Annotated in this window: 23 protein-coding genes, 1 other RNA gene and 1 pseudogene; 11 read left to right on the plus strand and 14 right to left on the minus strand. The window is 44.0% G+C overall.

What is annotated here, in order from left to right; genetic code table 11:
• Positions 1–294: 294 nt before the first annotated feature.
• Positions 295–1,863: a membrane-bound lytic murein transglycosylase MltF gene (gene mltF / locus AB4507_RS10185; RefSeq protein ID WP_102394075.1), complete on the plus strand. Its 1,569-nt coding sequence runs from the start codon at positions 295–297 to the stop codon at positions 1,861–1,863.
• Between the two features lie 316 nt (positions 1,864–2,179).
• The gene (locus AB4507_RS10190; protein WP_017059878.1) at positions 2,180–2,311 is read left to right on the plus strand and encodes a hypothetical protein; all 132 of its coding nucleotides are present in this window, start codon (positions 2,180–2,182) and stop codon (positions 2,309–2,311) included.
• Positions 2,312–2,372: 61 nt separating this feature from the next.
• Here AB4507_RS10190 and tadA read toward each other — a convergent pair.
• The 7 genes and pseudogenes from tadA to AB4507_RS10225 form a co-directional block, all read right to left on the minus strand.
• A pseudogene (tadA, locus tag AB4507_RS10195) lies at positions 2,373–2,977 on the minus strand (tRNA adenosine(34) deaminase TadA).
• An 86-nt stretch (positions 2,978–3,063) separates the two neighbouring features.
• On the minus strand, positions 3,064–4,353 hold the full coding sequence (locus AB4507_RS10200) for a hemolysin family protein (protein ID WP_372082508.1): 1,290 nt from the start codon (positions 4,351–4,353) through the stop codon (positions 3,064–3,066).
• A 214-nt stretch (positions 4,354–4,567) separates the two neighbouring features.
• Positions 4,568–6,130: an AbgT family transporter gene (locus AB4507_RS10205; RefSeq protein ID WP_017059875.1), complete on the minus strand. Its 1,563-nt coding sequence runs from the start codon at positions 6,128–6,130 to the stop codon at positions 4,568–4,570.
• 298 nt (positions 6,131–6,428) lie between these two features.
• Positions 6,429–6,878, minus strand: coding sequence for a prepilin-type N-terminal cleavage/methylation domain-containing protein (locus AB4507_RS10210; RefSeq protein WP_372182605.1), 450 nt, complete (start codon positions 6,876–6,878; stop codon positions 6,429–6,431).
• Positions 6,868–8,172, minus strand: a complete 1,305-nt coding sequence (locus AB4507_RS10215; RefSeq protein WP_372182607.1) for a hypothetical protein — start codon at positions 8,170–8,172, stop codon at positions 6,868–6,870. The genes AB4507_RS10210 and AB4507_RS10215 overlap by 11 nt, the downstream gene beginning before the upstream one ends.
• Positions 8,169–8,801, minus strand: coding sequence for a PilW family protein (locus AB4507_RS10220; protein WP_102320240.1), 633 nt, complete (start codon positions 8,799–8,801; stop codon positions 8,169–8,171). Before AB4507_RS10220 ends, AB4507_RS10215 begins: the two co-directional genes overlap by 4 nt.
• The gene (locus AB4507_RS10225; protein WP_102320239.1) at positions 8,782–9,288 is read right to left on the minus strand and encodes a GspH/FimT family pseudopilin; all 507 of its coding nucleotides are present in this window, start codon (positions 9,286–9,288) and stop codon (positions 8,782–8,784) included. Before AB4507_RS10225 ends, AB4507_RS10220 begins: the two co-directional genes overlap by 20 nt.
• A gap of 102 nt (positions 9,289–9,390) precedes the next feature.
• On the opposite strand from AB4507_RS10225, the gene AB4507_RS10230 reads away from it, so the two are divergent.
• Entirely contained in the window at positions 9,391–9,822 is a 432-nt protein-coding gene (locus tag AB4507_RS10230) for a type IV pilin protein (protein WP_102320238.1), read from the plus strand.
• 154 nt (positions 9,823–9,976) lie between these two features.
• Here the strand turns inward: AB4507_RS10230 and dnaJ are convergent, their stop codons facing one another.
• From dnaJ to grpE, 5 genes are all read right to left on the minus strand, one after another.
• Positions 9,977–11,125, minus strand: a complete 1,149-nt coding sequence (dnaJ, locus tag AB4507_RS10235; RefSeq protein ID WP_372182608.1) for a molecular chaperone DnaJ — start codon at positions 11,123–11,125, stop codon at positions 9,977–9,979.
• A gap of 284 nt (positions 11,126–11,409) precedes the next feature.
• Entirely contained in the window at positions 11,410–13,323 is a 1,914-nt protein-coding gene (gene dnaK, locus AB4507_RS10240; RefSeq protein ID WP_017067645.1) for a molecular chaperone DnaK, read from the minus strand.
• A 386-nt stretch (positions 13,324–13,709) separates the two neighbouring features.
• Entirely contained in the window at positions 13,710–14,747 is a 1,038-nt protein-coding gene (locus AB4507_RS10245) for a polysaccharide lyase family 7 protein (protein ID WP_017072010.1), read from the minus strand.
• Positions 14,748–15,003: 256 nt separating this feature from the next.
• Positions 15,004–16,278, minus strand: coding sequence for a dicarboxylate/amino acid:cation symporter (locus AB4507_RS10250; protein WP_017072011.1), 1,275 nt, complete (start codon positions 16,276–16,278; stop codon positions 15,004–15,006).
• 388 nt (positions 16,279–16,666) lie between these two features.
• Positions 16,667–17,248, minus strand: coding sequence for a nucleotide exchange factor GrpE (gene grpE, locus AB4507_RS10255; RefSeq protein ID WP_017069543.1), 582 nt, complete (start codon positions 17,246–17,248; stop codon positions 16,667–16,669).
• A gap of 143 nt (positions 17,249–17,391) precedes the next feature.
• On the opposite strand from grpE, the gene nadK reads away from it, so the two are divergent.
• The 3 genes from nadK to bamE all read left to right on the plus strand — a co-directional run bounded on the left by nadK (position 17,392) and on the right by bamE (position 20,760).
• On the plus strand, positions 17,392–18,276 hold the full coding sequence (nadK, locus tag AB4507_RS10260; RefSeq protein ID WP_017066747.1) for an NAD(+) kinase: 885 nt from the start codon (positions 17,392–17,394) through the stop codon (positions 18,274–18,276).
• Between the two features lie 292 nt (positions 18,277–18,568).
• Positions 18,569–20,233 carry a DNA repair protein RecN gene (recN, locus tag AB4507_RS10265; RefSeq protein ID WP_017059862.1) on the plus strand — a complete coding sequence of 555 codons (1,665 nt, stop codon included), beginning with the start codon at positions 18,569–18,571 and terminating at the stop codon, positions 20,231–20,233.
• 167 nt (positions 20,234–20,400) lie between these two features.
• The gene (gene bamE, locus AB4507_RS10270; RefSeq protein WP_010438918.1) at positions 20,401–20,760 is read left to right on the plus strand and encodes an outer membrane protein assembly factor BamE; all 360 of its coding nucleotides are present in this window, start codon (positions 20,401–20,403) and stop codon (positions 20,758–20,760) included.
• A gap of 171 nt (positions 20,761–20,931) precedes the next feature.
• Here the strand turns inward: bamE and AB4507_RS10275 are convergent, their stop codons facing one another.
• Positions 20,932–21,240, minus strand: coding sequence for an RnfH family protein (locus AB4507_RS10275; RefSeq protein WP_016796754.1), 309 nt, complete (start codon positions 21,238–21,240; stop codon positions 20,932–20,934).
• 3 nt (positions 21,241–21,243) lie between these two features.
• Positions 21,244–21,672, minus strand: coding sequence for an SRPBCC family protein (locus tag AB4507_RS10280; protein WP_010438915.1), 429 nt, complete (start codon positions 21,670–21,672; stop codon positions 21,244–21,246).
• A 119-nt stretch (positions 21,673–21,791) separates the two neighbouring features.
• On the opposite strand from AB4507_RS10280, the gene smpB reads away from it, so the two are divergent.
• The 5 genes from smpB (at position 21,792) to AB4507_RS10305 (ending at position 26,136) form a co-directional block, all read left to right on the plus strand.
• Positions 21,792–22,277 carry an SsrA-binding protein SmpB gene (gene smpB, locus AB4507_RS10285; protein WP_004735156.1) on the plus strand — a complete coding sequence of 162 codons (486 nt, stop codon included), beginning with the start codon at positions 21,792–21,794 and terminating at the stop codon, positions 22,275–22,277.
• 66 nt (positions 22,278–22,343) lie between these two features.
• Positions 22,344–22,710: a transfer-messenger RNA gene (gene ssrA, locus AB4507_RS10290) on the plus strand.
• Between the two features lie 175 nt (positions 22,711–22,885).
• Positions 22,886–23,224, plus strand: coding sequence for an Arm DNA-binding domain-containing protein (locus AB4507_RS10295; RefSeq protein ID WP_137001232.1), 339 nt, complete (start codon positions 22,886–22,888; stop codon positions 23,222–23,224).
• 297 nt (positions 23,225–23,521) lie between these two features.
• Entirely contained in the window at positions 23,522–25,000 is a 1,479-nt protein-coding gene (yfcC, locus tag AB4507_RS10300; protein WP_372182627.1) for a putative basic amino acid antiporter YfcC, read from the plus strand.
• Between the two features lie 128 nt (positions 25,001–25,128).
• Positions 25,129–26,136, plus strand: coding sequence for a succinylglutamate desuccinylase/aspartoacylase family protein (locus AB4507_RS10305; RefSeq protein WP_017059743.1), 1,008 nt, complete (start codon positions 25,129–25,131; stop codon positions 26,134–26,136).
• Positions 26,137–26,245: the final 109 nt, after the last annotated feature.

Raw genomic sequence — 26,245 nt, forward strand, 5'->3', positions numbered from 1 at the left:
ATTGGAATAAATTCAGTGGGTTAAAGGAAAAACCTAACTGTTTTCTTCGAAGCTATTCCCGAAGGTTTAAAAACCTATGCCGATCCCACCTCTTCAATGCGAGCGCATTATAAAGCATTTCTTTTTGTGACGTAACACCAAAAGCAACCGTTTGCGTGATTTTTTTTATCTTTCTGCGTAAATGGTACTTTTGCTGCATTTATCACCACTTTTACAACTGTTTAATTAAACCTGCTTTGCCAGCCTTGCGGGGTTTGGTATAAAGGAGCTTCCACTTTTCGAGATTTCATTTTGATGCCTAAATTTACGCTCATCTTTTCGTCTAAGTTCCTTCTGCTCGCCATCGCCCTATTTGGGTTGGCTGGATGCCAGATTGAATCTGAACCTAAAAGTGTCCTTGAGCAGATACGAGATCGTGGCGTTCTTCGTGTCGGCACCCTAAATAACCAACTCTCTTATTACATCGGTCCTGATGGTCCTGCTGGCTTGGATTACGAATTAGCTCGTGAATTTGCGCAGGAGCTTGGTGTAAAGCTTGAGGTTAAACCCGCTTACCGTTTGTCTGGCTTGTTCCCTGCACTGCAGAAAGGCGAAATCGATCTTATCGCGACCGGCTTAACGCAAAACAACAAACTGACACGAGCTTATCGCGCCGCACCTGCTTATTACTACGTAAGCCAACAGGTCGTATACAAAAAAGGCCAGTGGCGACCGAGAAACCTTGAACAACTGATCAATTTCGAGAATGAGCGTCAGGTTGACTTTGTTAAAGCACAAACTGAATCAGAAGAGGCGGCGTCTACTGACACATTAACGCCATCTTTGGTTGTGGTGAAAGACTCACACTTTGAGCCAACACTAAAGCAGCTGCAGAAAACACACGATGACTTTATCTATGATGCGGTCGGCAATGCTGATATCAACGACCTGCTCAAAGAAGTATCAACAGGCGAACGTTTATTCACAGTGGCCGACTCTATCGAGCTATCACTGGCGCAACGTTTGTACCCAGATGTTGCCTTGGCATTTGAGCTGACAGAAGACCAACCTATCTCTTGGTACCTAAATAGATCGGAAGATGAAAGCCTGTATGCTTTGCTGATTGAGTTCTTCGGTAACCTAAAACAGTCTGGTGAACTGGCTTCACTAGAAGAGAAATACATCGGCCACATCGGCACTTTTGACTACGTTGATACTCGTGCCTTTATCCGCGCACTGGACAGCAAGTTGCCAAAATGGTCGCCGCTATTTCAAAGGTACTCTCAAGAATTTGATTGGCGCTTGATTGCCGCTTTGGCCTACCAAGAATCACACTGGAACCCTGTTGCGCGCTCACCAACGGGTGTTCGTGGCATGATGATGTTGACACTGCCCACCGCGAAGAGTGTTGGGGTAACCAACCGTCTCGACCCGAACCAGTCGGTACAAGGCGGTGTTGAGTACCTGCGTCGTATCGTGAACCGAGTACCAGATTCAATCACTCAACACGAAAAGATCTGGTTTGCACTTGCTTCATACAATGTCGGTTACGGGCACATGATGGACGCGCGTCGCCTAACGAAGGCACAAGGAGGAGATCCTGATGCTTGGGGCGATGTGAAAGACAGATTGCCTCTGTTAAGACAGAAGAAGTACTACAGCCAAACTCGATATGGGTATGCGCGTGGTGATGAAGCGAGAAACTACGTTGAAAACATTCGCCGTTATTACCAAAGCATTATTGGCCATGTAAATAAGCGCAATAAAGAACAAGAAGCGACCCTTGAAGGTTTGGTGGTGATCCCACCTTTAGAAACCTCAGGTGCTGAATCGAGTATCAGCGCAGCTCAGTCGACAGTAAGCAGTTCTGAGCCTTCACAGTAAAACCCAAAAGAGCAATGCCATCTAGCATTGCTCTTTTTTATTGTCTTTTTTCGACTCTTCTTTCGTCATTAAGGGATAAGGGAAGCAGGCAAGAAAATGATGATGAGATCTAGAGTGTCATATTGCAGTAACAATCGAACCTTATAACGGCACACCACAATCAAGATTATGCTCTGTTGCACTGCAATGCTGGCTTTAGACTAGAACTGCTCTTCTATTTAAGCCAAGCGTGCGACAGGCCAAACAAACTAATAACACTATAATTAAATCGTTAGTCCAAACTAAAAAGTCAGACGACAAATAGGAAATCATTGAAATGATGAAGAAACTGAAATCGAAACGCCTTGATAAGACCGTTGCTGCAAACCGTCGTAAGCGTATGCTTTCAAATAATAAGAAGAAGATCATTTGGCGCAATCGCGCTTTCATGCAGATGATTGCTGAGTAAATGTAGTTACTCAGTCAGTTTGCTTGGCACTCTTGCGATAGAGAGTGCCGAAAGTACGCTGCTATTTCTTATTGCCAGCCTTCATCTCTGCTTCTAAACGCTGCTCTTCCAACAGACGTTCTTGCTTTCGCTTCTCTTTTATCTCTTTTCTACGACGCTTGAAAAACGCTTGTAATTGCTCACGGCACTCTTCCTCTAACAAACCATGTTCAACGTCGGCATAGTGGTATGAGGCTTGGCTTTCAAACAAATTCAACACTGTACCTGCAGCGCCTGCTTTTAAGTCTGGAGCACCAAACACAATGCGCTTTACTCGGCTGTGTAGCAAGGCACCTGCGCACATTGGGCAAGGCTCTAGCGTAACGTATAAAGTGGTATCGAGTAGCCGATAGTTTTCTAAGGTTTGACCGGCTTTACGCAAGGTTTCAATTTCTGCGTGTGCCGTAGCATCGTGGCTGCCAATCGAACGGTTCCATCCTTCAGAGATAATCTCCCCATCTTTTACTAATACTGCACCAACAGGAACCTCTCCCTCGCTCTCTGCTTGCTTAGCTACCTCAATGGCGCGTCGCATGAAGATTTCATCTTGAGGGGTGAATTGATGGTCTGACAAAGGGAACTCCAGAAACAAAGGATAAAAACGAAAATAAGTATGCGGTGAAGCATACCTAATCTTAGAGATAATGAACAATAAAGAGGTAATAGACAACAACAGACAATGAACCATTGCCGCTTGCTGGTTGGTCGAACTGTTAGCTATTAGCGTCTTCTATGTCATCGGCTATTGGCGTCGCTTTGATACTCACAATGCGATTGTTCTCAACAGAGATAATTTCAAACTGCCACTGCTGGTATTGAACAACTTCGCCTGCATCCGGTAAGCGCCCTATTAACCATGTCACAAGGCCATTCAGCGTTTGGAAGCTCTCGCTTTCGCCCTCAAAATCCGATAGCTCTAAACGGTTTTTCAGTTCACTGATAGGAATCAATCCATCCACCAACAAACCGTCTTCCACTTGCTCGGTCCAAAGATCGTTCGGATTATTCGATAGCTCGCCAGCAATCGCCTCAAGAATATCGTAATGAGTCACAAGACCTTGAACATCGCCATACTCGTCGACAATGAATGCCATCTCGGTGCCCGACTCTTTAAAGTAGCCAAGTAGACGCAGAGCTTTCATCGATTCTGGAACATAGATCGGCGAGCGAGACAGCCCCATGATCACTTGAATGCTTAGATTGCCCGCCTGATTCAGCAAGGCTTTGGCTGACACTGTACCCACCACTTTATTGAGGTGATCTTGGCACAATGGAAACACACTGTGTTTTGATGAACGCAGTTTCTTTAATATCTGCTCAACGGGTTGGTCGACATCCAGAAAGTCGATGTCTCGACGCGGAGTCATCAATGAGCTCACAAGACGATCATCAAGCTGCAAGATATTACGAATCATCTCTTGTTCGCCGCGTTCAATCACACCCGATTCTGAGCCCTCTTTCACAAGTGCATGGATATCATCTTCGGTAACGCTATCTTCTTCACCGCCTCGGCCCATCAACTTAAGAATACCTTCCGTTGAAGCCGACAACGCAAACACAAACGGCGTCGCGATTTTAGATAACCAGAAGATTGGCAGCGCGACTAACACAGCAATGTTTTCAGCTTGAGACTGAGCAAAACGCTTTGGTACCAACTCACCGACAACGATAGCGAAATAAGTAATACCTACCACCACAACCGCAGTAGACAAGATGTTCGCTTGTGTTGGGTCTACTCCCCACAGTTCAAGTTGAACGGCTAGTGGAGCCGATAGCGTCGCCTCACCCACAATCCCGCTGAGTAGGCCGATTACCGTGATACCGATTTGGATTGTAGAGAGGAAGCGGGTTGGGTTTTCTTTGAGATCAAGAGCAACCTGAGCGGAGCGGTGTTTTTTGGCTAAGCGTTTCAGCCGACTATTTTTTGCTGCTACCAATGCAATCTCAGACATGGCAAACAGACCATTTAAAACAATTAACCCTACTAAAAGCAGAATTTTCATGTGGCTTGGATTTCCTAAATTTACCGGCCAACAATTAGCCGTAATCCGGAGTATAAGCTGAGTGCCTTTATTTTGAATATAAAAAGTTTTGGATATAGAAAGTTTTGGATATAAAAACCTTGGATATAAAAAACGGAAAAAATAGCGAAAAAAAGCCCGCACATTTCGGTGCGGGCTTAGCAATGAATAAAGCTTAGTTTTGCTTAGTTCAATCTTACATTGTGTAAGTGTAAGGTGCTTGGATACCTAGTGGGATACCAAGAGCCCAGTAAGCTAGCAAGAAGATAGACCAACCGATTAACATCGCAATCGAGAATGGCATCATTAGAGAAGCTAGAGTACCGATACCTGTCGACTTAACGTAGCGCTGACAGTAAACAACAACCAGTGGGAAGAACACCATTAGTGGAGAGATGATGTTAGACACTGAGTCACCTACACGGTAAGCCGCTTGAGATAGCTCAGGAGAGATACCCACAACCATTAGCATTGGAACTAGGATAGGACCAATCAGTGCCCACTTAGCTGAAGCAGAACCAACAAGAAGGTTAACTGCAGCCGTTAGTAGAATCATACCAACAACCGTTGCTTCACCTGGAAGGTCCATCGCTTTCAAGCCTTCAGCACCGTAAAGTGCCAGCATAGTACCGATGTTTGATTGAGCGAATGCAGATAGGAACTGAGCACAGAAGAACGACATTACAATGTATGCGCCCATCGTTGCCATCGTCTCAGACATTGCTTTGATAACATCATTACTATTCTTGAATGTACCCGCTACACGGCCGTAGACGATACCCGGAATAATAAACAGGATGAAGATTAGAGGAACAATAGACTTCATCACTGGTGCTGAGAATGCTGTTAGCTCCCCTTCGGGAGAACGCAGTGCTGAGTTTTCAGGCATTAGAGCCGCGATAAGCAGACCAATACCGGCAACCATTGCCCAACCAGCGAATTTGAATGCTTTAGATTCAATGGCTGTGAACGTACCTAGATCAGGTGCTTGTTCTGCATCTTCATCTACAGGCGTATTAGCAAGACGAGGCTCGATAATTTTCTCTGTAACGTACCAACCAATTGCCACAATTAGAATTGAAGACAAACCAGTAAAGAAGATGTTCGCTAGAGGGTTGATCACATATGCAGGGTCAAGAACGTTTGCCGCTGTTTGAGTGAAACCAGCTAGTAGCGGATCAATACCTGAAGGGATAAAGTTCGCTGAGAAACCACCTGATACACCAGCAAACGCTGCTGCAATACCCGCTAGAGGGTGACGACCCGCAGCGTGGAAGATGATACCGCCAAGAGGGATTACTAGAACGTAACCTGCATCAGCTGCTGTGTGAGACACGATAGCAACCAAGATTAGCATCGGCGTTAGTAGCTTAGCTGGCGTGAAGTTAAGCATCTTCTTAAGGCCAGTCGTAATGAAGCCTGAAGAGTCTGCAACGCCAACACCTAGCATAGCAACAAGTACGATGCCTAGAGGTGCGAAGCCTGTGAACGTGGTAACCATATTCGCTAGGAAGCTAGCAAGCGCTTCACCAGTTAGTAGGTTGTTTACTTCAAGAGCAGCACCCGTTTGAGGGTTGATTAAGTCGAATGAAAGATTCGATAAAAGTGCAGATGCTACCCATACAATAACTAGAGCCCAGAAGAACAGGATTGCTGGATCTGGAATTTTGTTGCCGGCGCGTTCAATGAAGTTTAGAAAGCGGTCCATACCACTGATCTTCTCAGTCGATGGTGCTTTTTTTACGGCTTGGTTACTCATTGTAACTCCATATGTGATGTTGTTTTGTTTAGGCCTAATATAAGTTTTGACCACGGCCTATTGGTACAGCACATATTCTATTAAAGTCGTTGTTAAAAAGCACAAGATTCCACCTAATTTTCCATAAATGGAGACATATTTTGCAAAAATACCATACAACCACAACAACATGAAAACATAAAAAACACCATTCCATATACAGAGTTTTAACTAGCACGTAAACAATGTCCGAGGAGTGAAAATTATCAGTAAAAGGGGTAGCATGAGCCTTGGCATGCAGTAAACGTTTGCTTGAGGGTCAATCAAACTCACTGTATTTGGAGAGCATAGTTTCGAGGTAAATACTTTGTGCGTGGTTCATACGATCTTGCCATGCAATTGTGATAGTAATGCTTTTTAATGCGCTAGACAGAGCACCGTTTGCATTAGTCACTTCACAAGTCATGGCATAGGCAGACCCCGACAAACCGGATAAAGGATCTGAACTTGCTGTGTTGAGACAATGACTCGCCTGATTTAGTTCTGAAAAAGGAATTAAACCTACCGCCCCACTCGCATTAGACGCCCGAGTTCGATAATACTCCATCTGCCTTTCAGCAAAATGCAGCGCCTCTACGCTGTGGAGCGCAAAATCCGATTTTTGTTCAGCGTAGACCTGTAATTTAACCAGCCCTAGTGAGGCAACGCCAATCAACAGAAAAGAGATAAGAACCTCTATCAAGCTAAAACCTGAGTTCTTAGAAATCATTCCATGATCCTCGCTTCCACTTCGCTTTTAAAGGAGTGCTATGAGGGTTGTATTCACCGGTATAATCCAAATTGATTGAACCCTGAATTGTCGATAACCCACCAACGGAATCAAAGAACATCCCTCCTTTAGGGAAAAAAGAAGCAAATCCAATATAAACCGAATTACTCTGTACTAAATCAGTAATAGGAATTGTATCTGGAACTTTAGCCCACAAACCACTCAGTAGGTCGGTATCAGTATCGGGAGAGTTAGTGTTATCGAATACGGTCATATCATTTAGATGATAAAAAGCCCCGTCAAATACGCTCGCGTTACCATTCGCAACGATGCCGTCCTGAATCACTAAAGAGCGAGGCGTAATAACCCCTGGGATAGGTTCAACTACATTAATCGCAGGTGAATAAACGACGCAATCACCTATAACCCATACCTTATTCTCCCCACTTGAAAAGGCATCATTAATGGCTTTGCTACACTTATTTCCTTCATATTCACCATCAACCAAGTCAATATGCTTAGGGGGGACAACTGTCCGATCAATAAGGTCTATAACATGATAATCAAGCTTAATTTGGTCAATGTTCTCTGACGTCTTTGGCACGCCAAAGTAATTAGAGAACGTATCGATATCCGGATCGAATTTGAAATCTGATTGAAAAGAGTTTGAAGGCAGCGCCCCAACGGAGTCGATGGTTGCATCATTGCTAATATTGGTGGTTTGTTGGCAAGACTCAAACGTAGAAAAAGGAGGTGACTCTGGAGTAATGGTCTTCAAACGTCCTCCTCCCTTTTGCTTATAGATAACACTATCTAAAAATCGAACCGATACACACTCGTTAATACCATCAACAGCAGTAAGAGCAATATCAGGATTAATATCGATATTGTGATCAGAAATAAATTCTAAACTCGAATTGGTTTGCATTACTCCTAATCCCGAAGCGTCTACAAAACTAATCTCTTTGTTCAGCGATAAAGACTCAGAACTCGACACCAATATATTTGGCGTGAGTGCTTCTGATCCCAACGTAACGACTTTCGACTGCTGACAATAATCCATTAAATCATTGGGAATAGCTGTCAGATCATTTTCAGCGATGTAAGTGAAGCCACACTCCAAGCCACCTTCTGCTAACCAGTGGGCTTTGCGACCTTCGACCTCATTTTGAGCCACTTTGATCTGATGAAAAGCACTGCGGTATGAACCTAGCGTCACCACCAGCGCACCAATTAAAAGCACAGATGTAATCAATAAAGTCACCACACCACGCTGCTTTCTAAACATCATCATTGCCAGTTCCTCTGTTTAACGGAAACCGAAACCGACTTAGAAACACCCGCGGTTGGAATTGAGGCCGTAATACTGATATCGGTAAGCGTGGTTTTAATAGAGTTCTGCTCTAACAGATGAGCATCAACGCTAAATGCGTCCACCTCGATCAGGCTGTCATCAAACAGCGAATAACATCCGGTTACTTCATTGAAAGAAAGGAGATCCTCGCTAACAAGCGTGCCTTTTTCACATATTTGTAGTCGAGTACCTTTCTTACGGTAAACGATATGTCGGTGATCTTTACTTGCGCTCGAACCCTCTCGGAAGTAAACAAAACCCACCGCCACACCGCCACTCACTTGGATGGTGTTACTCGCGCCAGACAACTTGATTGAATAACCATTAGATCCATCGTAGCCCGCTCGTTGAATATCTTCTTTCATGACCTGCATGGTACTGGTTAGATTTTGCAGCAGTAGTAATTCAATGCCTTTGTCTTTGGCAATTCTCTGCCCTGTTATAAAGACACTGCCAATAATCGAAATCGCAAACACACCAATCACAGACGCCACCATTAACTCAATTAATGATGTGCCTTGCTGTTTAGTAGGCGCTACCACAATCGGTCTAACACGCATCATAGCCATACTGCGCACTCGACTCACCGCACACCTTAATTCGCCCAGGAGGGCTGGATAATTTAACCAACAATCTGTCTGTGGACGCTGTGTTTGGAGAAAGATAAATCGTCCCTCTGGCTGGCCTTCCCCTTACACTCTCAAAACTGATTCTTGCACCTGTGTAATTATGGGAAAACGATACATCTCGAAACGGTTCGCCTGACAACATCAGTAATGTTTCTCCAGAAAGATCCTCCGTAGGCTTTAACCGCACAGTCCACTCTCCGGTAGATTGCACCTCATTTTTATCCATAGAGAAATGCACCCACAGATCTTGGTTCCTTTTAACCGATTCAGACTTGGCTTGAATGAGAAAACCATTCAACTCTCCGGCGAGTCGCTGCATCTTGACGGTTTCAGTAACCGAACTAAAACTCGGGGCAGCCGCAGCTATCAGTATCGACAGCACCGATACCGTTACTAACAGCTCTAATAAAGTAAACCCGCGAGTCATTTCCCAAATTCCTATGTAACTCAATGCGCAACTGCATTTAATCTTGCACCGATGCTACCACCAGAGAAAAATGGGCAGAGATATGAAAGGAAACTACTCGCGATGATTCGAAGAAATATATGCAACAACAACAACTTAAGCATTAGAGGAATGACATTGATCGAATTATTGATCGCTGTCGCCATCGTGGGGATACTCGGCGCCATTGCGTATCCAAGTTATACCAACCATGTTATCAAGGCACATCGAGTTACAGCGATGGCCGACTTAACCAAGATGCAACTGGAGATAGAAACTCTATACACAGGGAACTATGCGTCGGCAGCGGAGAATATTATTTCAGGAGGGACATGCTTGTTTTGCGATACCGATACTAGCCGATACACGCTAGCGATCTCTGCGAGTAGCACCACCTATTCAATTCAAGCGGAACCGCTTTCGCAGCAAGTAAATGATGAATGTTTTGACTCGAATACCGATAAGTTGGAATTGCACCACTCGGGCATTTCGGAGCCAGAAACGTGTTGGAAGTAACAAGAGCAACCACCAAAGGGCTCTAGAATTTATCTGATAAATCTCGACTCTTTCTTCTCGAGCTTCTTTTCCCCTGATCTACAGATACAAAAAAAACCTGCTACATGAGCAGGTTTTTTAACTTTATCAACAACTTAAAGTATCAACAATCTAATTACTTAGTTAGGTCATCGAAGAAGTTTTTAACGCCGCTAAAGAAACCTTCAGACTTTGGCTTATGCTTGCTTGCCGCTTCACCACCACAGGTTTCTTCGAATTCACGCAGTAATTCTTTCTGGCGAGCGCTTAGCTTAACTGGAGTCTCAACCACTAGCTTAACGATTAGATCACCCACACCGCCACCACGAACGCCTTTCACGCCCTTGCCACGCATACGGAACATACGGCCCGTTTGTGTCTCTTCTGGTACCTTAAGGTTTACACGACCATCCAGTGTTGGAACTTCAACTTCACCGCCTAGAGCAGCCATAGAGAAGCTTACTGGTACTTCGCAGTAAAGGTTGTTGCCGTCACGTTCGAAGATGTTGTGCTCTTTTACGTGTACTTGTACGTACAGATCGCCAGCTGGAGCGCCGTGCTCTCCCGCTTCGCCTTCGCCAGATAGACGAATACGATCGCCAGTATCAACACCAGCAGGGATCTTAACGTTAAGTGTTTTCGTCTTCTGTTTGCGACCTTGACCATGACATGAGTTACATGGGTCTTTGATGATCTTGCCTTTACCGTTACAAGTAGGACAAGTCTGTTGAACCGCAAAGAAACCTTGGCGCATTTGTACTTGGCCGTGGCCATGACAAGTGCCACACGTTTGTGCAGAAGAACCCGCTTTCGCGCCGCTGCCGTCACAAGTATCACACTCTACAAGTGTTGGTACGTCTATTTCTTTAGAAACACCACGAACCGCTTCTTCTAGAGAAAGTTCCATGTTGTAACGTAGATCTGAACCACGTTGTGCACGCTGTTGACCGCCACCACGACGACCGCCGCCGAAGATGTCGCCAAATACGTCACCGAAGATATCGCCGAAGTCACCTTGGCCACCGCCGCCGAAACCACCGCCGCCGCCCATGCCACCTTGTTCAAAGGCTGCATGACCGTATTGGTCGTAAGCTGCTTTCTTTTGAGAATCGGTTAGGATCTCGTACGCTACTTTTACTTCTTTAAACTTATCTGCTGCGGTCTCATCACCCTGGTTACGGTCCGGGTGGAATTTCATCGCTAAGCGTTTGTACGCTTTTTTAATATCGCGCTCTGATGCATCGCGGCTTACGCCTAATACTTCGTAAAAATCACGTTTTGACATGTTCTAGGTCACCAAAATAATTGCTACTACCGAATGATCACTTCAGTAGTCTGTGTATCAATCTAGATAAAAGTTCTGCCGGCTGAAATGCCGAATAAAGCTATTATCTAGATCGACAAGTCTAAATACAAATTTACGGGCGTGAGAGTTACCTCTGACGCCCGCAATAATAAGTCTTTGAGACAAATTTCTAAGCAGATAGCTTGAGTCCTAAGTGGAAGCGCGGAGCCTACGTTAGTAGGTGGACACTTCCGATAACGAAATCAGGCTACTCTGCGACGAAATTATTTTTTGTCTTCTTTAACTTCTTCAAACTCAGCGTCTACAACATCGTCGTCTTGCTTAGGTTGTTCACCAGCGTCAGCACCAGCTTGTTCAGCTTGAGCTTTCTGTTGAGCAATTTCCATTAGCTTTTGAGCTGCTTGCATAAGTTCTTGAACTTTAGCGTCGATAGCTTCTTTATCGTTACCAGACTTAACTTCTTCTAGTGCAGTGATAGCCGCTTCGATTTTAGCTTTCTCGTCTGCAGGTAAAGCTTCACCAGCTTCTTCTACTTGCTTCTTAGTGCCGTGAATCATTTGGTCAGCTTGGTTACGTGCAGTTACTAGCTCTTCGAACTTTTTGTCCGCTTCTTTGTTAGCTTCTGCTTCTTGTACCATTGCTTCGATCTCTTCCTCAGACAGGCCGCCTGATGCTTGGATAGTGATCTTCTGCTCTTTACCTGTTGCTTTATCTTTAGCAGATACGTTCAGGATACCATCAGCATCTAGGTCGAATGTTACTTCGATTTGTGGCATGCCACGTGGTGCTGGTTGGATACCTTCTAGGTTGAACTGACCAAGAGACTTGTTGTAAGTCGCTTGCTTACGCTCACCTTGAAGAACGTGGATAGTTACTGCGTTTTGGTTGTCTTCAGCTGTAGAGAACACTTGATCCGCTTTAGTAGGGATAGTTGTGTTTTTCTCGATAAGCTTAGTCATCACGCCGCCCATCGTTTCGATACCGAAAGATAGAGGAGTAACGTCTAGTAGTAGAACGTCTTTAACGTCACCAGCTAGTACACCACCTTGAACAGCAGCACCCATTGCAACAGCTTCGTCAGGGTTCACGTCTTTACGTGGCTCTTTACCGAAGAATTCAGTTACTTTAGCTTGAACCATAGGCATACGAGTTTGACCACCAACTAGGATAACGTCAGTGATTTCGCCTACAGATAGGTCAGCATCTGCTAGAGCTACTTTTAGTGGCTCAAGAGAACGTTGAACTAGGTCTTCAACTAGAGACTCAAGCTTCGCACGAGTCACTTTGATGTTCATGTGCTTAGGACCAGTCGCATCAGCAGTAACGTAAGGTAGGTTTACGTCAGTTTGAGTAGTAGAAGAAAGCTCGATTTTCGCTTTTTCTGCTGCTTCTTTAACACGCTGCATTGCTAGTGGATCAGCTTTAAGGTCGATACCTTGCTCTTTCTTGAACTCATCTACTAGGTAGTTGATCATGCGGTTATCGAAATCTTCACCACCAAGGTGAGTGTCACCGTTAGTTGAAAGAACTTCGAAAGTCTTCTCGCCTTCTACTTCATCGATTTCGATGATAGAGATATCGAATGTACCACCACCAAGGTCGTATACAGCGATAGTGCGATCACCACCTTGCTTGTCTAGGCCGTAAGCTAGAGCAGCAGCAGTTGGTTCGTTGATGATACGTTTAACATCTAGACCAGCGATACGGCCAGCATCTTTCGTTGCTTGACGTTGAGCATCGTTGAAGTAAGCAGGAACAGTTACTACTGCGCCAGTTACTTCTTCGCCTAGGAAATCTTCAGCTGTTTTCTTCATTTTCTTAAGAACTTCAGCAGATACTTGAGGAGCAGCCATTTTTTGGCCTTGCGCTTCAACCCATGCATCACCGTTGTCAGCCTTAACAATGTTGAAAGGCATGATTTCGATATCGCGTTGAACTTCTTCATCTTCAAAACGACGACCGATTAGACGCTTGATAGCGAACAGTGTGTTTTGAGGGTTAGTAACAGCTTGACGTTTTGCAGGTTGACCAACTAGCGTTTCGCCTTCTGTGTATGCGATTACTGATGCTGTTGTGCGTTCGCCTTCAGCATTTTCAATTACGCGTGGTTTGTCGCCGTCAAGAACAGCAACACAAGAGTTAGTAGTACCTAAATCAATACCAATGATTTTACCCATCAGGCCATCTCCGAAATATTTTCTATTAAGTTTTTGCTATACCCACATATGTGGGGGTGGTAATCAGGGAATCAACCCTAATACACAAAATTAAAGTGCAAATGTAATTTGCTTTCGTATGCACCATAGATAAGGGCTGCAAACTGGTTTTCAAGGGAATAAGTAAAAAAAATCTATTTTTTCCCGTATCTTTTTACATAAAGGTAAAAAGTGACCGATCCCTTGCCAATTAAGGCTCCAATGTTGAGAAACTCTCGCATTTGTCGCCACATTGAAACCTCAACCCTATTCCAGATGCCATAAAAAAAGACCTTCATGTGGAAGGTCTTTTTCAAATAGATATTAATCAGTTAAATATTGTTCAAATGGTGACTGATTCAGCCATATTATTGGTTGAGCACTAACTGGTAGAAGCTCGCTTGAGTGTAATCACCCGCTTCCATACCACGCCATTCACAGGCTGAGCTCGACTTCTTAGTGTTGCATTGATTGTATGCGCCCGCCTTGAAGTACATCCAGTCCTGTCCATAACCAAGGTCGATATCATGCCCCTGATACTTACCCTTAGCCAAATCAACATCATACGTCTTCACAATAGGATCGGCTGAGTTTGGATTCTTAGTAAAGGTTAAGTGCATGATGTTATCTTTGATATTCACATCGTATGAGAACACTTCACCTAGCTTGATGCCATCAGCAGGGTCCGAGCTGCCTTTTTTCAGATTGTATTGACCAAATACATCATGGCGAATGTCTTTACGAAGTTTCTTTCCGTTTTCATCCTTCGCGTTTTTCATCTCTGTCGGCGGGTTTAACTCATAGTTCCACGTTAACGAACCATGCTCATGTTCTGGCAACTTGCGGTAAACAATTTTCAGTGGCTCATTGTCCGAGCCGTGAATTTGCCCGATGACGACTGAAAATGCGCCTGTTTTATTGTAGTTACCACTGGTACTCACCTGATCGACAGAAAGCGTCGCCGTCATCTGGCCACCGATAGAGCCAAACTCTTCCGCGTTCTTATGGCTTGAAATCGCGAAATTGTTGCTCGGCGCAGAGTAGCTATCCGCTAGCATCGCTCTTAGCTCACTACGCGTGTTTTTACTGTTTGGCGTCGTTGGAGCTGTATTCGGAGCCACAAACACCATCGCACCAGACTCGGCATCCGTGTAGAACCATTTAGGGTGAACGTAAGGCGTGTCTACATTCGACAGTTCCTTTTTACCAATCTCCAGCGTTTTACCTTTTCTAGACCCTTCAGTCGTCAGCTCCGGTAAGTTAATTTTCCATTTAGATAAATCGAAGTTTTGTGCTGGTGCTTTTGCAGGGTCAAGATTGAACTGTTGACCAATATCGTGATTAGAAGCAAGAGCGGGAGCGGCTAAAAGGCTGGCAGTCAGTAGGCTAAGGTAAGACAGCTTCATTATTGGGTTTCCTTTATGTCGTCATAATGTAGGTTGTCAGAACAATAAAATAATATTGTATTATTATATGTGATCTATATTAAAGATTGAAAACTGATGGCCAATTCGGCACGAGTAAAAAGAAAAAATGAGACTTAACACCAATCAGAGATCTTTTTAGCCAAGTTATCAGATAGCCCAAAGCACTTATCATCAGAAACAAAAAAGCCCCGCTCTCATTGAGCGGGGCTTCTAATTATCGAATCTTAATTAAGAATTAAGCTTCTGCTTTCTTTAGCTCAGCTTCTTCGTTAGCTTCAACGCCAATTTCGTTTTCAGATTTAGCAACGATAGTGTTCACCGCTGTATCACCGACTACATTTGAAGAGGTACAGAACATGTCACAGATACGGTCAACAGCAGCAACAATCGCTAGACCTTCTGGTGGTAAACCTAGTTGGTGCAATAGAACACCTACCATCACAACACCGCCACCAGGAACACCACCAGCACCGATAGACAGTAGCAGGATAGTTAGACCTAGAGTGAAGATATCAGCAGTGTTGATTGGCTGACCAAATGCGTTTGCTACGAACATAGTCGCTAGTGCGATGTAGATAGATACACCAGACATGTTCATTGTTGCACCTAGTGGTACACCGAAACCCGCTACTGACTTAGATACGTTTAGTTTGTCAGTTAGAGTACGCATTGTTACTGGGATTGTTGCATTCGAACTTGCTGTAGATAGTGAGAATAGAACTTGCTCACGCGTTGCACGTAGGAACTGCTTTGGAGAAATACCAGTGAATGAACCAACCATCATTGGGTAGAAGAAGAAAATCCAGAACACAAGCATTGCAACCACAAGTGCCACATAGCCAGCAACTGACATTAGCGTGTCTGCATCCAGTGTTGCGCCTAGTTGAATCATCAGAGCAAATACACCGTATGGCGCCAAGCTCATTACTAGGCCGATAAGCTTCATCATGATTTCGTTAGCCATCTTGAATGTCTTGATAGCTGGGCCACCACGAGAATCAAGCGCTTGAATAGCAAGGCCTGTCAAAATTGCCATGAAGATGATTTGTAGCATGTCGCCGCTTGCGAACGCTTCTACAGGGTTGCTAGGAACGATGTTAACAACAAGAGAGAAGATGTCTGGTGTTTCAGTTGTTGTAAGCGCAATTGTCTCAGAAACCGTACCCGCCAGATTCGCACCTGCACCTGGTTGGAAAATAAGACCAATCGTTAGCGCTGCTGAAATCGCGATGATGGTGTTAATAATGTAAAGACCAAAGGTTTTACCACCAAGACGACCAAATGAACGAATATCTTTTAGCTCAACAATACCGCAAACAATAGATACGTATACAAGAGGAACTACAAGCAATTTGATAAGTGATACGAACATACCACCAGCACCTTCGGCAGCGCCAAGTAGATACGTATCAAAAATAGCAATACCGCTGAATAGGTACTGAATAGCAGTACCAATAAGTAGACCGGCGAACAAGCCTACAAAAATTTTACTTGAGAGCGATTTATCCATCATTCTTCTCCAGTTTGTTGTGTTTGAAATTTGTGCTTTTATAGTTATATATGCAACCAAAATCGCTATATGGCAGTGGATTTTACATACAAAGATAACAATTAAAAGTATTTATTTACAAAAACACCACAAATGTGACATCAAAACATTTACTCAATCACAACAAGTTTCATAACACAAAACTCTAAATCGCTGATCTGAATGAAATAAAAAGAACGACATTCTTAATGCGGTTTTGATGCTTATTTACGTGGACTCTCAAGTTATAGGCACAAAAAAAGAGAGGCCTATGCCTCTCTTTTTATTTTACGCAAACCAGTGATTTATTTTGTCGCTGCGACTGACTCAGTCAATACGCCAGTCAATCACTTGGCAACGTAATTCGTCATTACTTAGCAACCATAACCATCGCTGGGCGAACCACACGACCGTTTAGTTCGTAGCCTTTTTGCATCACAAACATAACTGTGTTTGATTCGTGATCTGGGCTTTCTTGAATAGACATTGCTTGGTGGAATTCAGGGTTGAACGCTTCACCTTCAGGGTTGATCTCTTTAAGACCAAACTTAGCAACTGTGTCTACGAACGTTTTGTGCGTTAGTTCAACACCTTCATACAGTGGCTTAACCACTTCGTTTTCAGCGTCTGCTGCTTGCATTGCACGCTCTAGGTTGTCGATTACAGGAAGCAGACCTTCAGCAAACTTGTTCAAAGCGAATTTACGCGCTTTATCAATTTCTTGTTCGCTACGGCGACGCATGTTTTCAACTTCAGCTTTCGCGCGAAGAACAGAATCTTGCTGCTCTTTCACTTTAGATTCACTAGAAAGCAGTGCAGCTTCCAGTTGAGCGATTTTTGCTTCCTGCTCATCAGCAGCGTCTTCATTCAGTTCAGCTTCTTCAACTTTCTCAGCTTCAGCGATGATCTGATCTAGCTCTGCTTCGGTTACTTTGTTTTCTTCGTTGCTCATGATATCTCCAGAATTCGTTTTCAATGCAAGTGACAGGCGTGTTTGCGCCCCAAATTGATATAAAACACTCGCATAGACGTTCAACTTGCCTTTATTATGGGGATGAAGAATTTTGATTCAAGCCTAATTCGTTTGGAAACGTTATGAAAAAGCCATTTGAAGTCATCGCCATTATCGGTAAACCTCGAGATCAGCAAGCAATTCAGACTCATAGAGAGCTCTATCAGTGGTTAAGTGCTGAGGGTTATCAAGTGTTTGTTGATGACAGACTCGCCACTATTTTGGACGACATCCCAAAAGAACATTTTTCTAGCCTGATTGAATTAGGTAAACGCGCCGATCTCGCTATTGTGGTCGGTGGTGACGGAAATATGCTCGGTGCCGCTAGAATCTTGTCACGTTTCGACATTTCAGTGATTGGTGTTAACCGAGGCAATCTTGGTTTCCTAACCGATCTCAACCCTGAAAACTTCCAGAGCGCGCTGACTGATGTGCTCAAAGGCGAGTTCATGGAAGAAGAGCGCTTCCTACTTGAAACTGAAATTCATCGTCACGGCCAGATAAAAAGCCACAATGCAGCCCTTAATGAAGCTGTACTGCACCCAGGACAAGTTGCTCACATGATCGAGTTCGAAGTGTATATCGATGACAGCTTCGCCTTCTCACAGCGTTCTGATGGTTTAATCGTGTCGACGCCAACAGGTTCTACCGCCTACTCGCTTTCTGGCGGCGGCCCTATCCTGTCATCAAGCCTAAATGCTATTTCACTCGTGCCAATGTTCCCGCACACCCTTTCAAGCCGCCCACTTGTAGTGGATGGAAAGCGTCGTATCAAGCTGATCGTATCGCCTGATAACCGCGGTACACAGGAAGTCAGCTGCGATGGCCAAATCTCGCTACCGGTTTCTCCTGGCGATGAGATCCATATTTACCAAAGCCCGAATGTACTCAAGCTGATCCACCCTAAAGACTACAACTACTACCATGTTCTACGTAACAAACTAGGCTGGTCGAGTAAGCTGTTCTAAAAGAATAAACGCTCCAGTGGTAACCGAAAATTTGAAAGGCTGACGACATTCGTCAGCCTTTTTATTGCCAGTAAAAGCCCGTCGGCTCTAGCTTCTCTGCAGTTCCTTATACCTCCACTCCCAAGAGGGAGGAACGACTGAGTTGGGAATCTATAGCGGTTTCAGTGATCTACGAACAATCTCAATTCTGATAACGGTCGCAAAAAATTTTCACCTGTCGACTTTACTGTATAAAGAAACAGTATATACTGAACTTATATACAGTATTGTTCAGTTATACAGGTAAATAAAAATGCTGGCTCATTTAAGTGTTAATAATTTCGCTATTGTTAAGTCTTTACAGCTAGAACTATCTAAAGGCATGACAACAATCACCGGGGAAACTGGTGCGGGTAAATCTATCGCTATCGATGCTTTAGGCTTATGTCTTGGGGGAAGATCCGATGCAGGAATGGTTCGACAAGGTGAAGAAAAAACCGAAGTCAGTGCCGCTTTTTTACTTGAGAACAATCTGCATGCAACCCGCTGGTTAGAAGACAACGAACTACTTGATGGCAGTGAGTGCATCCTGCGCAGAACCATCTCAAAAGAAGGTCGTTCTCGTGCATTCATCAACGGTAGCCCTGTCCCTCTTTCGCAATTGAAATCACTTGGACAACTGTTGATCAACATCCATGGTCAACACGCGCATCACCAGTTGATGAAAAGCGATTATCAAATGGCCATGCTTGATCAATACGCAGGCCACTTGAACCTATTGAAATCGACACGTAATGCTTACCAAGCATGGCGACAAGCGGATAACCACTTAAAAGAGTTACGTGAGAATAGCCAGCAAAACCAAGCTCAAAAACAACTTCTTGAATACCAAATCAAAGAGTTAAATGAGCTGTCTATTGGGGAGGAAGAATATGAAGACCTCGAACAAGAGCATAAGCGCCTCTCCAATAGCGGAGAACTGGCCACAACCTGTCAGCAAGCTATCGAGCTTATTTATGAAGGCGAAGAAGTTAATGCGCTTGGTATTCTGCAATCGGCCAATAACTCCTTAATTCAGCTAGCTGAGCTAGATGAAAGATTGGCCGAGTTACCGAACTTGCTTTCTGAAGCCATTATTCAGATCGAAGAGACCAACAACGAGTTAAGAACCTACCTAGACAGCATTGATGTTGATCCCGGTCGTATGGCTTACGTTGAGGAGCGTTTCTCTAAAGTGATGTCGATGTCTCGTAAACACCACGTGTTACCTGAAGAGCTGTATAAGCACCATCAAGACTTACTACAACAAGTTGAAGCGCTTGATTGCTCTGATGAAAAATTAGAAGAACTGGCCAACGAGGTGGAAAACCAATACCAATCGTTCGTTGCTAAATCAGAAAAGCTTCATAAATCTCGAACTCGTTACGCAAAAGAGCTCAACAAGCTGATCACGCAAAGCATGCACGAACTGAGCATGGAAAAAGCGCAGTTTGCCATTGAAGTGAACAACACCAACACACACCCTTCTCCATTGGGTATGGATAACGTGACCTTCATTGTTTCGACCAACCCAGGCCAACCGATGCAGCCGATTGCGAAAGTGGCCTCTGGTGGTGAGTTATCACGAATCTCATTAGCGATTCAGGTGATCACAGCGCAAAAAGTGGATACACCAAGCCTGATTTTCGATGAAGTCGATGTGGGTATCAGTGGACCAACCGCTGCGGTTGTCGGAAAAATGCTACGTAAGCTAGGCGAATCGACACAAGTTATGTGCGTGACTCACTTACCTCAAGTTGCCGGTTGCGGTCACCAACAACTTTTTGTAGCGAAGAACACTAAATCAGGTAAAACCGAGACTCAAATGCACACGCTTGATGAGCAACAACGCGTTTCAGAGCTTGCTCGACTGCTTGGTGGCAGCCAGATTACCGAATCGACGCTTGCCAATGCAAAAGAGTTATTAATCGCAGCATAGGTTACATATTCAGCAACTTTCTGATAATTTACCGAAAATTCTTGGCAATTTTGCAACTTAATTCAAAATTGCCAGTCATAACAAGCTCAAAGCGCAAGGAGCTTTTTACTTCTTGCTGGAGCTTGTTTATTATCAGGCAGTATTTTAGCGAAGAAAGATCTCAAACTATGCGAATTAAAAAGTGGTTAGTTGCAGTTCCACTTGCACTAACAATGTTGACCGGTTGCTCTCTATTAGAGAAGTTGGTTTATCGAATTGACATCAATCAGGGTAACTATGTTGAACAGGAAGCTGTCGATCAGCTCAAGTTTGGCATGACAAAAACACAAGTTCGTTACGTTATGGGCTCACCTATGCTTATCGAAAATGGCTACCCAGATACGTGGTACTACATTTACCACCACACAAAAGGCCATGAAGACTCGATTCAAAAAAATCTTGTTGTTAACTTTGATGCAACGGGCACCTTAGTGACGATCAATGGTGATTTTGAAGCCAGTGATGAGTTCTTCGAAAGCCTTCGCTAGCTTTCAACTAACAAAGCTTTCCAGTCAAAAGCAAGAATCGCAAAAGCCTGCTCATATGAGCAGGCTTTTTAATATCTGCTAACAAATGAGACTGTAGACTGTATTGTCTAACAAACAGATGAAAAAAAGCTCGCTAATGCGAGCTTCTTTATCATTCAAATTTGTTTGGTATTACGATTTAGCCGCCGCTTTCGCTTGTTCAGCACGCTTACGGCGAATTTCTTTTGGATCGGCTAACAGTGCTCGATAAATTTCGATACGATCTTTATCTCGAACGGTTGCATCTAACTTAACGTTGCGGCTGTATACGCCAACTTTATTTTTCGCCAAGTCGATTTCTGGATACAACTCTAAAACACCAGACTGCGCAATAATCTCTTCAACGGTCGCGTTCTTATTTACCACTAAGGTAAATACACGCTGCTCATGTGGAAGCGCAAACACAACTTCTACGTGGATCATATCTGATTCAATAGTCATGGCTTAGTAAACCTGTTTCGCTCGTTGAGTAAAAGCACTGACCATATTGCTTGTCAGTTCATTGAAAATCTTGCCAAATGCCATTTCAATCATTCGACTAGAAAATTCAAACTCTAGTTTAAGTTCAACCTTACATGCTTGGTCGTCTAGAGGAGTGAAATACCAGCCCCCCTCCAGCTTCTTAAACGGGCCATCTACCAGCTCCATTAAAATTTCAGCACCATCCGCCATTCGATTCGACGTAGTGAATGTTTTACTGATACCAGCTTTAGAGACATCAACCGAAGCCACCATCGCGGAATCTGAAGATTCGATCACACGAGAACCAGAACATCCTGGCAAAAACTCAGGATAACGAGCAACATCATTGACCAAGCTGAACATCTGGTCGGCACTAAAAGACACTAATGCTGAACGAGTAACCTTTGGCATATAGACTCCTGTTAAAGACAGCGTTACATTAACACAAACTGCAATTTTAATTGTATTGGGCCAGAGCGCAAATAAAAAGGATTCCCCATCTAGGGCGCATTCCGTATAATGAGGCCATTATGGCAAAGAATAAATCAAAATCAAAAGCCGGTAGTAATACCATTGCGCTTAATAAGAAAGCTCGCCACGAATATTTCATCGATGATGAGATAGAAGCGGGGCTTGAGCTACAAGGCTGGGAAGTAAAATCCCTACGTGAAGGCAAAACCAATATCGCAGAAAGCTACGTATACATCCGAGATGGCGAAGCATTCATCAGTGGTATGACGATTACTCCGCTAACTCAAGCGAGTACTCATATCGTGGCGAACCCAACACGTATCCGTAAACTATTAATGTCGAGAAAAGAACTCGACAACCTTATCGGTCGTATTAACCGTGAAGGCATGACGCTTGTCGCAACCGCACTTTACTGGTCTCGCTCTTGGGCGAAGATTAAAGTTGGCGTAGCGAAAGGTAAAAAGCTGCACGATAAACGTACTGATATGAAAGAAAAAGATTGGGCGAGAGATAAAGCACGAATTATGAAGAGTAATTTGCGTTAATTTTAAGCACTTAAACGCACAGTGCTAGACAGGGTAAGCTTTTCTGGTACTATGCAAATAACACTTGGGGCTGATTTAGGATTCGACAGGAATTTTGAAGTCTGAGGTGCATGCCGTGGGGCGGTTGGCCACGTTAAAAGCCGCAAAAAAATAGTCGCAAACGACGAAAACTACGCACTAGCAGCTTAATAACCTGCTCAGAGCTCTCTTACCCTAGCTTCCGCTCGTAAGACGGGGACCAATAAGAGATCAAACCCAAACTAGCTAGCGCGGCTTCTCCCACCTGAGAGGAAAAGCGCGAATTATAATTCAGGTTAGCCTTTAACTAGCGTGTCGGTTCGCAGGTTGCTGGTGAAATTAAAGATCGACTAAGCATGTAGTACCAATGATGAATGATTTTTGGACGCGGGTTCAACTCCCGCCAGCTCCACCAAACGTTTGGAAAAGGCCACCTTCGGGTGGCCTTTTTTGTATTTAATTACATGTACTTACTTATAAAACACCACCTATTCTGCCTCATGATGCTTCATACTATCCCACGTTTTTAGTACCCAACTATTTACCTTATACTCAAATCACCACTTAAATTGGGTACTAAGGGAAACTAAATGCCAAGACGAGTTCCGCCTCTAACTGACGCTAAAGTTAAAAACACTCGAGCAACAGACAAAGAGCAAGTTCTTTCTGATGGGAATGGGTTACAGATCAGAGTATTGCCAAATGGAACTAAATCATGGCGGTACGTTTATACCAATCCAGCTTCAAGAAAGCGCGCTAGTATTTCCTTAGGAACCTATCCAACTACGACGCTCGCAACCGAAAGGATTCTAGTACAGGAACTCAGAGAGCTTGTAGCACAACGTATAGATCCCAAAGCTCACAAACTCCAAGAAAGAAAAAAGGAAGAAGCGAAAACTTTTGAGACAACCTTAGATACAGTCTCATAAGGTATAGTTTTTTATATATCCAGAGTCGCGCTATGAAACTTACCGCACTGCTTAAAAAGCACCTGAGCTAGGACTTTTTACCTCTAAATAAAACCAGGCAATAACAAGTTAAAAATAAAAACCATCATGCCACGCAAAAACAAGAACATAACACCACCAAACAAGCCAAAAACCAACTTAAAATTGACATTATATGCTTAATTAGTGATATTTTATGCCAATCTTAATTATAGCTAAAAACTGACAATGAGCACGACAACCACAACATCGGATACCATCCAAAATAAGACATGGAAAATGCCAGATACTCTGGTGCTAATTTTCTTTATCGCGTTGCTTGCGACTGCAATGACATATGTCATACCTGCAGGCATGTTTGAAACACAAGACATCAGCTATGTTTCTGATGGTGCAGAGAAAACTCGTACCGTTCTAGATCCAGCTTCATTTGCCTATCACACCGACCCCCAAGGCAACCCGATTTACAATACTGTCGGACTATTCGCCAGCGGTGGTGATATCGGCTTAATGAACTTCGTATTTGAAGGTTTAGTGTCTGGATCTAAGTGGGGTTCAGCAATCGGCGTTATCATGTTTATGCTTGTGATTGGCGGTGCTTTCGGCATTGTGATGCGCACAGGTACTATTGATAACGGTATCTTGCGTCTCATAGACAAAACCAAGGGCAGTCAATCTCTTTTCATTCCAGTATTATTTGCACTGTTCTCGCTCGGTGGGGCTGTATTTGGTATGGGTGAAGAAGCCGTCGCCTTTGCCATTATTATCGTGCCGCTAATGGTACGTATTGGCTATGATGGTATTACTACGGTAATGGTGACGTACGTAGCGACTCAGATTGGTTTTGCTGCTTCTTGGATGAACCCATTTTCTGTTGCTGTTGCCCAAGGCATTGCTGGTGTACCTGTCTTATCTGGGGCATCGGTGCGTATCGCTCTATGGGTTTTCTTCACCGCGCTCGGCATCGCTTTTACGATGTGGTATGCGAATTCGGTAAAGAAAGACCCTTCGAAATCTTACAGTAAAGCTGGTGATGTTTACTTCAAGAAGCAACAAGGAGACTTGACTCAATCACGTTGGAATATCGGCGATACGTTGGTGATTCTCACCGTGATAGCGAGCATGACCTGGGTTATTTGGGGTGTAGTGGTTCACGCATGGTACATTCCTGAAATTGCCTCTCAGTTTTTCACTATGGGATTTGTTGCTGGCTTAATCGGTGTTATTTTCCGATTAAATGATATGACCATCAACGACATGGCCGATTCATTTAAGGAAGGCGCAAGTGTGATGCTAGCGCCCGCTATTCTTGTGGGTAGTGCTAAAGGTATCTTGCTGATTTTAGGCGGCGGCAGCGATGCAACCGAGCCAAGCGTACTGAATTCAATCTTAAGCAGTGCGGGCGGTGTGATTAGTGCATTGCCAGAAGTGATGGCTGCTTGGCTGATGTTCGCCTTCCAAGCTATTTTCAACTTCTTTGTAACGTCAGGATCAGGGCAGGCAGCTCTAACGATGCCATTAATGGCGCCACTCGCCGATTTAGCAGGTGTGACTCGTCAAGTCGCGGTTTTAGCATTCCAGCTAGGTGATGGCTTTACCAATATCATCGTCCCAACATCAGCTTCTTTGATGGCAACACTAGGTGTATGCCGCATTGACTGGGGTGATTGGGCAAAATTCTGCTGGCGCTTTATCGTGCTGCTATTCTGCTTGTCGAGCGTTATTATTGTTGCGGCTCACCTGCTGGGTTTTGCATAACAGCGCCTTTCAATATTTACGTGTATCTCAATGGGCAGTTTACTGCCCATTTTTAATCACAGCTTTCAATAACAATCATCCAACACAGACTCAGAATAGATTGTGAACCAGAGACAAAGGAAACTAGTGTGAGAAAAACTACTTATACCAATGATGTTCTAAATGGACACCCTGTAATATCTCAACTCAATGTTGATGACTTACCGATGGGATGCCATCGTTTCTGGTTTGAGGCACAAACTAACGGTGTTGGTCAAAATCATCATTTACCTGTGGTCGTCTATCGCGGTGAGCAAAGTCAAAATGCTCGCAAAATAATGGTAACGGCAGGCGTTCATGGTGATGAATTAAATGGAGTTATTACCGCACAGAAGGTCATTCAAAAGCTCGTAAACGAGGAGATACACGGCACAGTCATCATTATTCCGATGATTAATGTGTCAGGTATGTTGATGCACAGCCGAGATTTTATTTCATCGGATCCGGATGCATCCCCAGCAAACCTTAACCGTATATTCCCCGGAAACCCGAACGGTGATGCCTCACAACGTTTTACACATTCAATTTGGCAGAACCTACTCAGCCATAATGCGGATCTTGCTATCGATCTGCATACCCAAACTCGCGGAGCAGAGTATCCTTTGTATGTCTTTGCCGATTATCGAATCCCCGCAGCAATCAAAATGGCTCGATTGATCAATCCTGACTGTATTTTTGATGATCCAGGTGATGATGGCGTTTTAGAAACGCAGCTCAATAAAAGTGGTACGCCCGCTATCACCGTCGAGGTTGGTTCTGGAAAGGTTTTACAACCCGACCTCATTGAGCGTTCAGTGAATGGCGTGATGAATATCCTGCACTCGGAAAATATCATCTCTACAAAGATAGATCAGCCTCACTATGCCTGCTTTGAAGGCAAAGAAACGGTGACCATTAGAGCCAATGTCGGTGGTTTCGCTCTCCCTCAAGTTAAGGTCAGTGAATCAGTACAATCAAAACAATTGATTTCAATTCAATATGATAGTTTTGGTTCTGAGAAACAACGTTATTACGCCCCTGCTGATGGCTATGTACTCAGTGTCAATCAAGATCCGATGCGTGAACCGGGCGCTTTGTTAGTCAGACTATTGAAGTAACACGTCACTTCATCAAATGGCTCTTTACTGATGGCATTTGAGTCGTTAACCCATATTGTGAAAAGGGGATAACTCGGCAGAGCTATCCCCTTATTATTACTTATAAATA

Origin of the sequence: Vibrio sp. 10N.222.54.A3 (assembly GCF_041474095.1) — a bacterium.
GTDB classification, from domain to species: domain Bacteria; phylum Pseudomonadota; class Gammaproteobacteria; order Enterobacterales; family Vibrionaceae; genus Vibrio; species Vibrio crassostreae_C.

Excerpts from the sequence above, each read along its gene's own strand:
- AB4507_RS10295 (WP_137001232.1), top strand. The coding sequence starts at position 22,886 with ATGCCAAGACGAGTTCCGCCTCTAACTGACGCTAAAGTTAAAAACACT.
- yfcC (WP_372182627.1), top strand. The coding sequence starts at position 23,522 with ATGCCAGATACTCTGGTGCTAATTTTCTTTATCGCGTTGCTTGCGACT.
- nadK (WP_017066747.1), top strand. The coding sequence starts at position 17,392 with ATGAAAAAGCCATTTGAAGTCATCGCCATTATCGGTAAACCTCGAGAT.
- AB4507_RS10210 (WP_372182605.1), bottom strand. The coding sequence starts at position 6,878 with ATGATTTCTAAGAACTCAGGTTTTAGCTTGATAGAGGTTCTTATCTCT.
- AB4507_RS10205 (WP_017059875.1), bottom strand. The coding sequence starts at position 6,130 with ATGAGTAACCAAGCCGTAAAAAAAGCACCATCGACTGAGAAGATCAGT.
- dnaJ (WP_372182608.1), bottom strand. The coding sequence starts at position 11,125 with ATGTCAAAACGTGATTTTTACGAAGTATTAGGCGTAAGCCGCGATGCA.
- AB4507_RS10280 (WP_010438915.1), bottom strand. The coding sequence starts at position 21,672 with ATGCCAAAGGTTACTCGTTCAGCATTAGTGTCTTTTAGTGCCGACCAG.
- grpE (WP_017069543.1), bottom strand. The coding sequence starts at position 17,248 with ATGAGCAACGAAGAAAACAAAGTAACCGAAGCAGAGCTAGATCAGATC.
- AB4507_RS10225 (WP_102320239.1), bottom strand. The coding sequence starts at position 9,288 with ATGACTCGCGGGTTTACTTTATTAGAGCTGTTAGTAACGGTATCGGTG.
- AB4507_RS10275 (WP_016796754.1), bottom strand. The coding sequence starts at position 21,240 with ATGACTATTGAATCAGATATGATCCACGTAGAAGTTGTGTTTGCGCTT.
- AB4507_RS10245 (WP_017072010.1), bottom strand. The coding sequence starts at position 14,747 with ATGAAGCTGTCTTACCTTAGCCTACTGACTGCCAGCCTTTTAGCCGCT.
- dnaK (WP_017067645.1), bottom strand. The coding sequence starts at position 13,323 with ATGGGTAAAATCATTGGTATTGATTTAGGTACTACTAACTCTTGTGTT.
- AB4507_RS10200 (WP_372082508.1), bottom strand. The coding sequence starts at position 4,353 with ATGAAAATTCTGCTTTTAGTAGGGTTAATTGTTTTAAATGGTCTGTTT.
- AB4507_RS10250 (WP_017072011.1), bottom strand. The coding sequence starts at position 16,278 with ATGGATAAATCGCTCTCAAGTAAAATTTTTGTAGGCTTGTTCGCCGGT.
- smpB (WP_004735156.1), top strand. The coding sequence starts at position 21,792 with ATGGCAAAGAATAAATCAAAATCAAAAGCCGGTAGTAATACCATTGCG.
- AB4507_RS10230 (WP_102320238.1), top strand. The coding sequence starts at position 9,391 with ATGATTCGAAGAAATATATGCAACAACAACAACTTAAGCATTAGAGGA.
- AB4507_RS10190 (WP_017059878.1), top strand. The coding sequence starts at position 2,180 with ATGATGAAGAAACTGAAATCGAAACGCCTTGATAAGACCGTTGCTGCA.
- bamE (WP_010438918.1), top strand. The coding sequence starts at position 20,401 with ATGCGAATTAAAAAGTGGTTAGTTGCAGTTCCACTTGCACTAACAATG.
- AB4507_RS10220 (WP_102320240.1), bottom strand. The coding sequence starts at position 8,801 with ATGGCTATGATGCGTGTTAGACCGATTGTGGTAGCGCCTACTAAACAG.
- mltF (WP_102394075.1), top strand. The coding sequence starts at position 295 with ATGCCTAAATTTACGCTCATCTTTTCGTCTAAGTTCCTTCTGCTCGCC.
- AB4507_RS10215 (WP_372182607.1), bottom strand. The coding sequence starts at position 8,172 with ATGATGATGTTTAGAAAGCAGCGTGGTGTGGTGACTTTATTGATTACA.
- recN (WP_017059862.1), top strand. The coding sequence starts at position 18,569 with ATGCTGGCTCATTTAAGTGTTAATAATTTCGCTATTGTTAAGTCTTTA.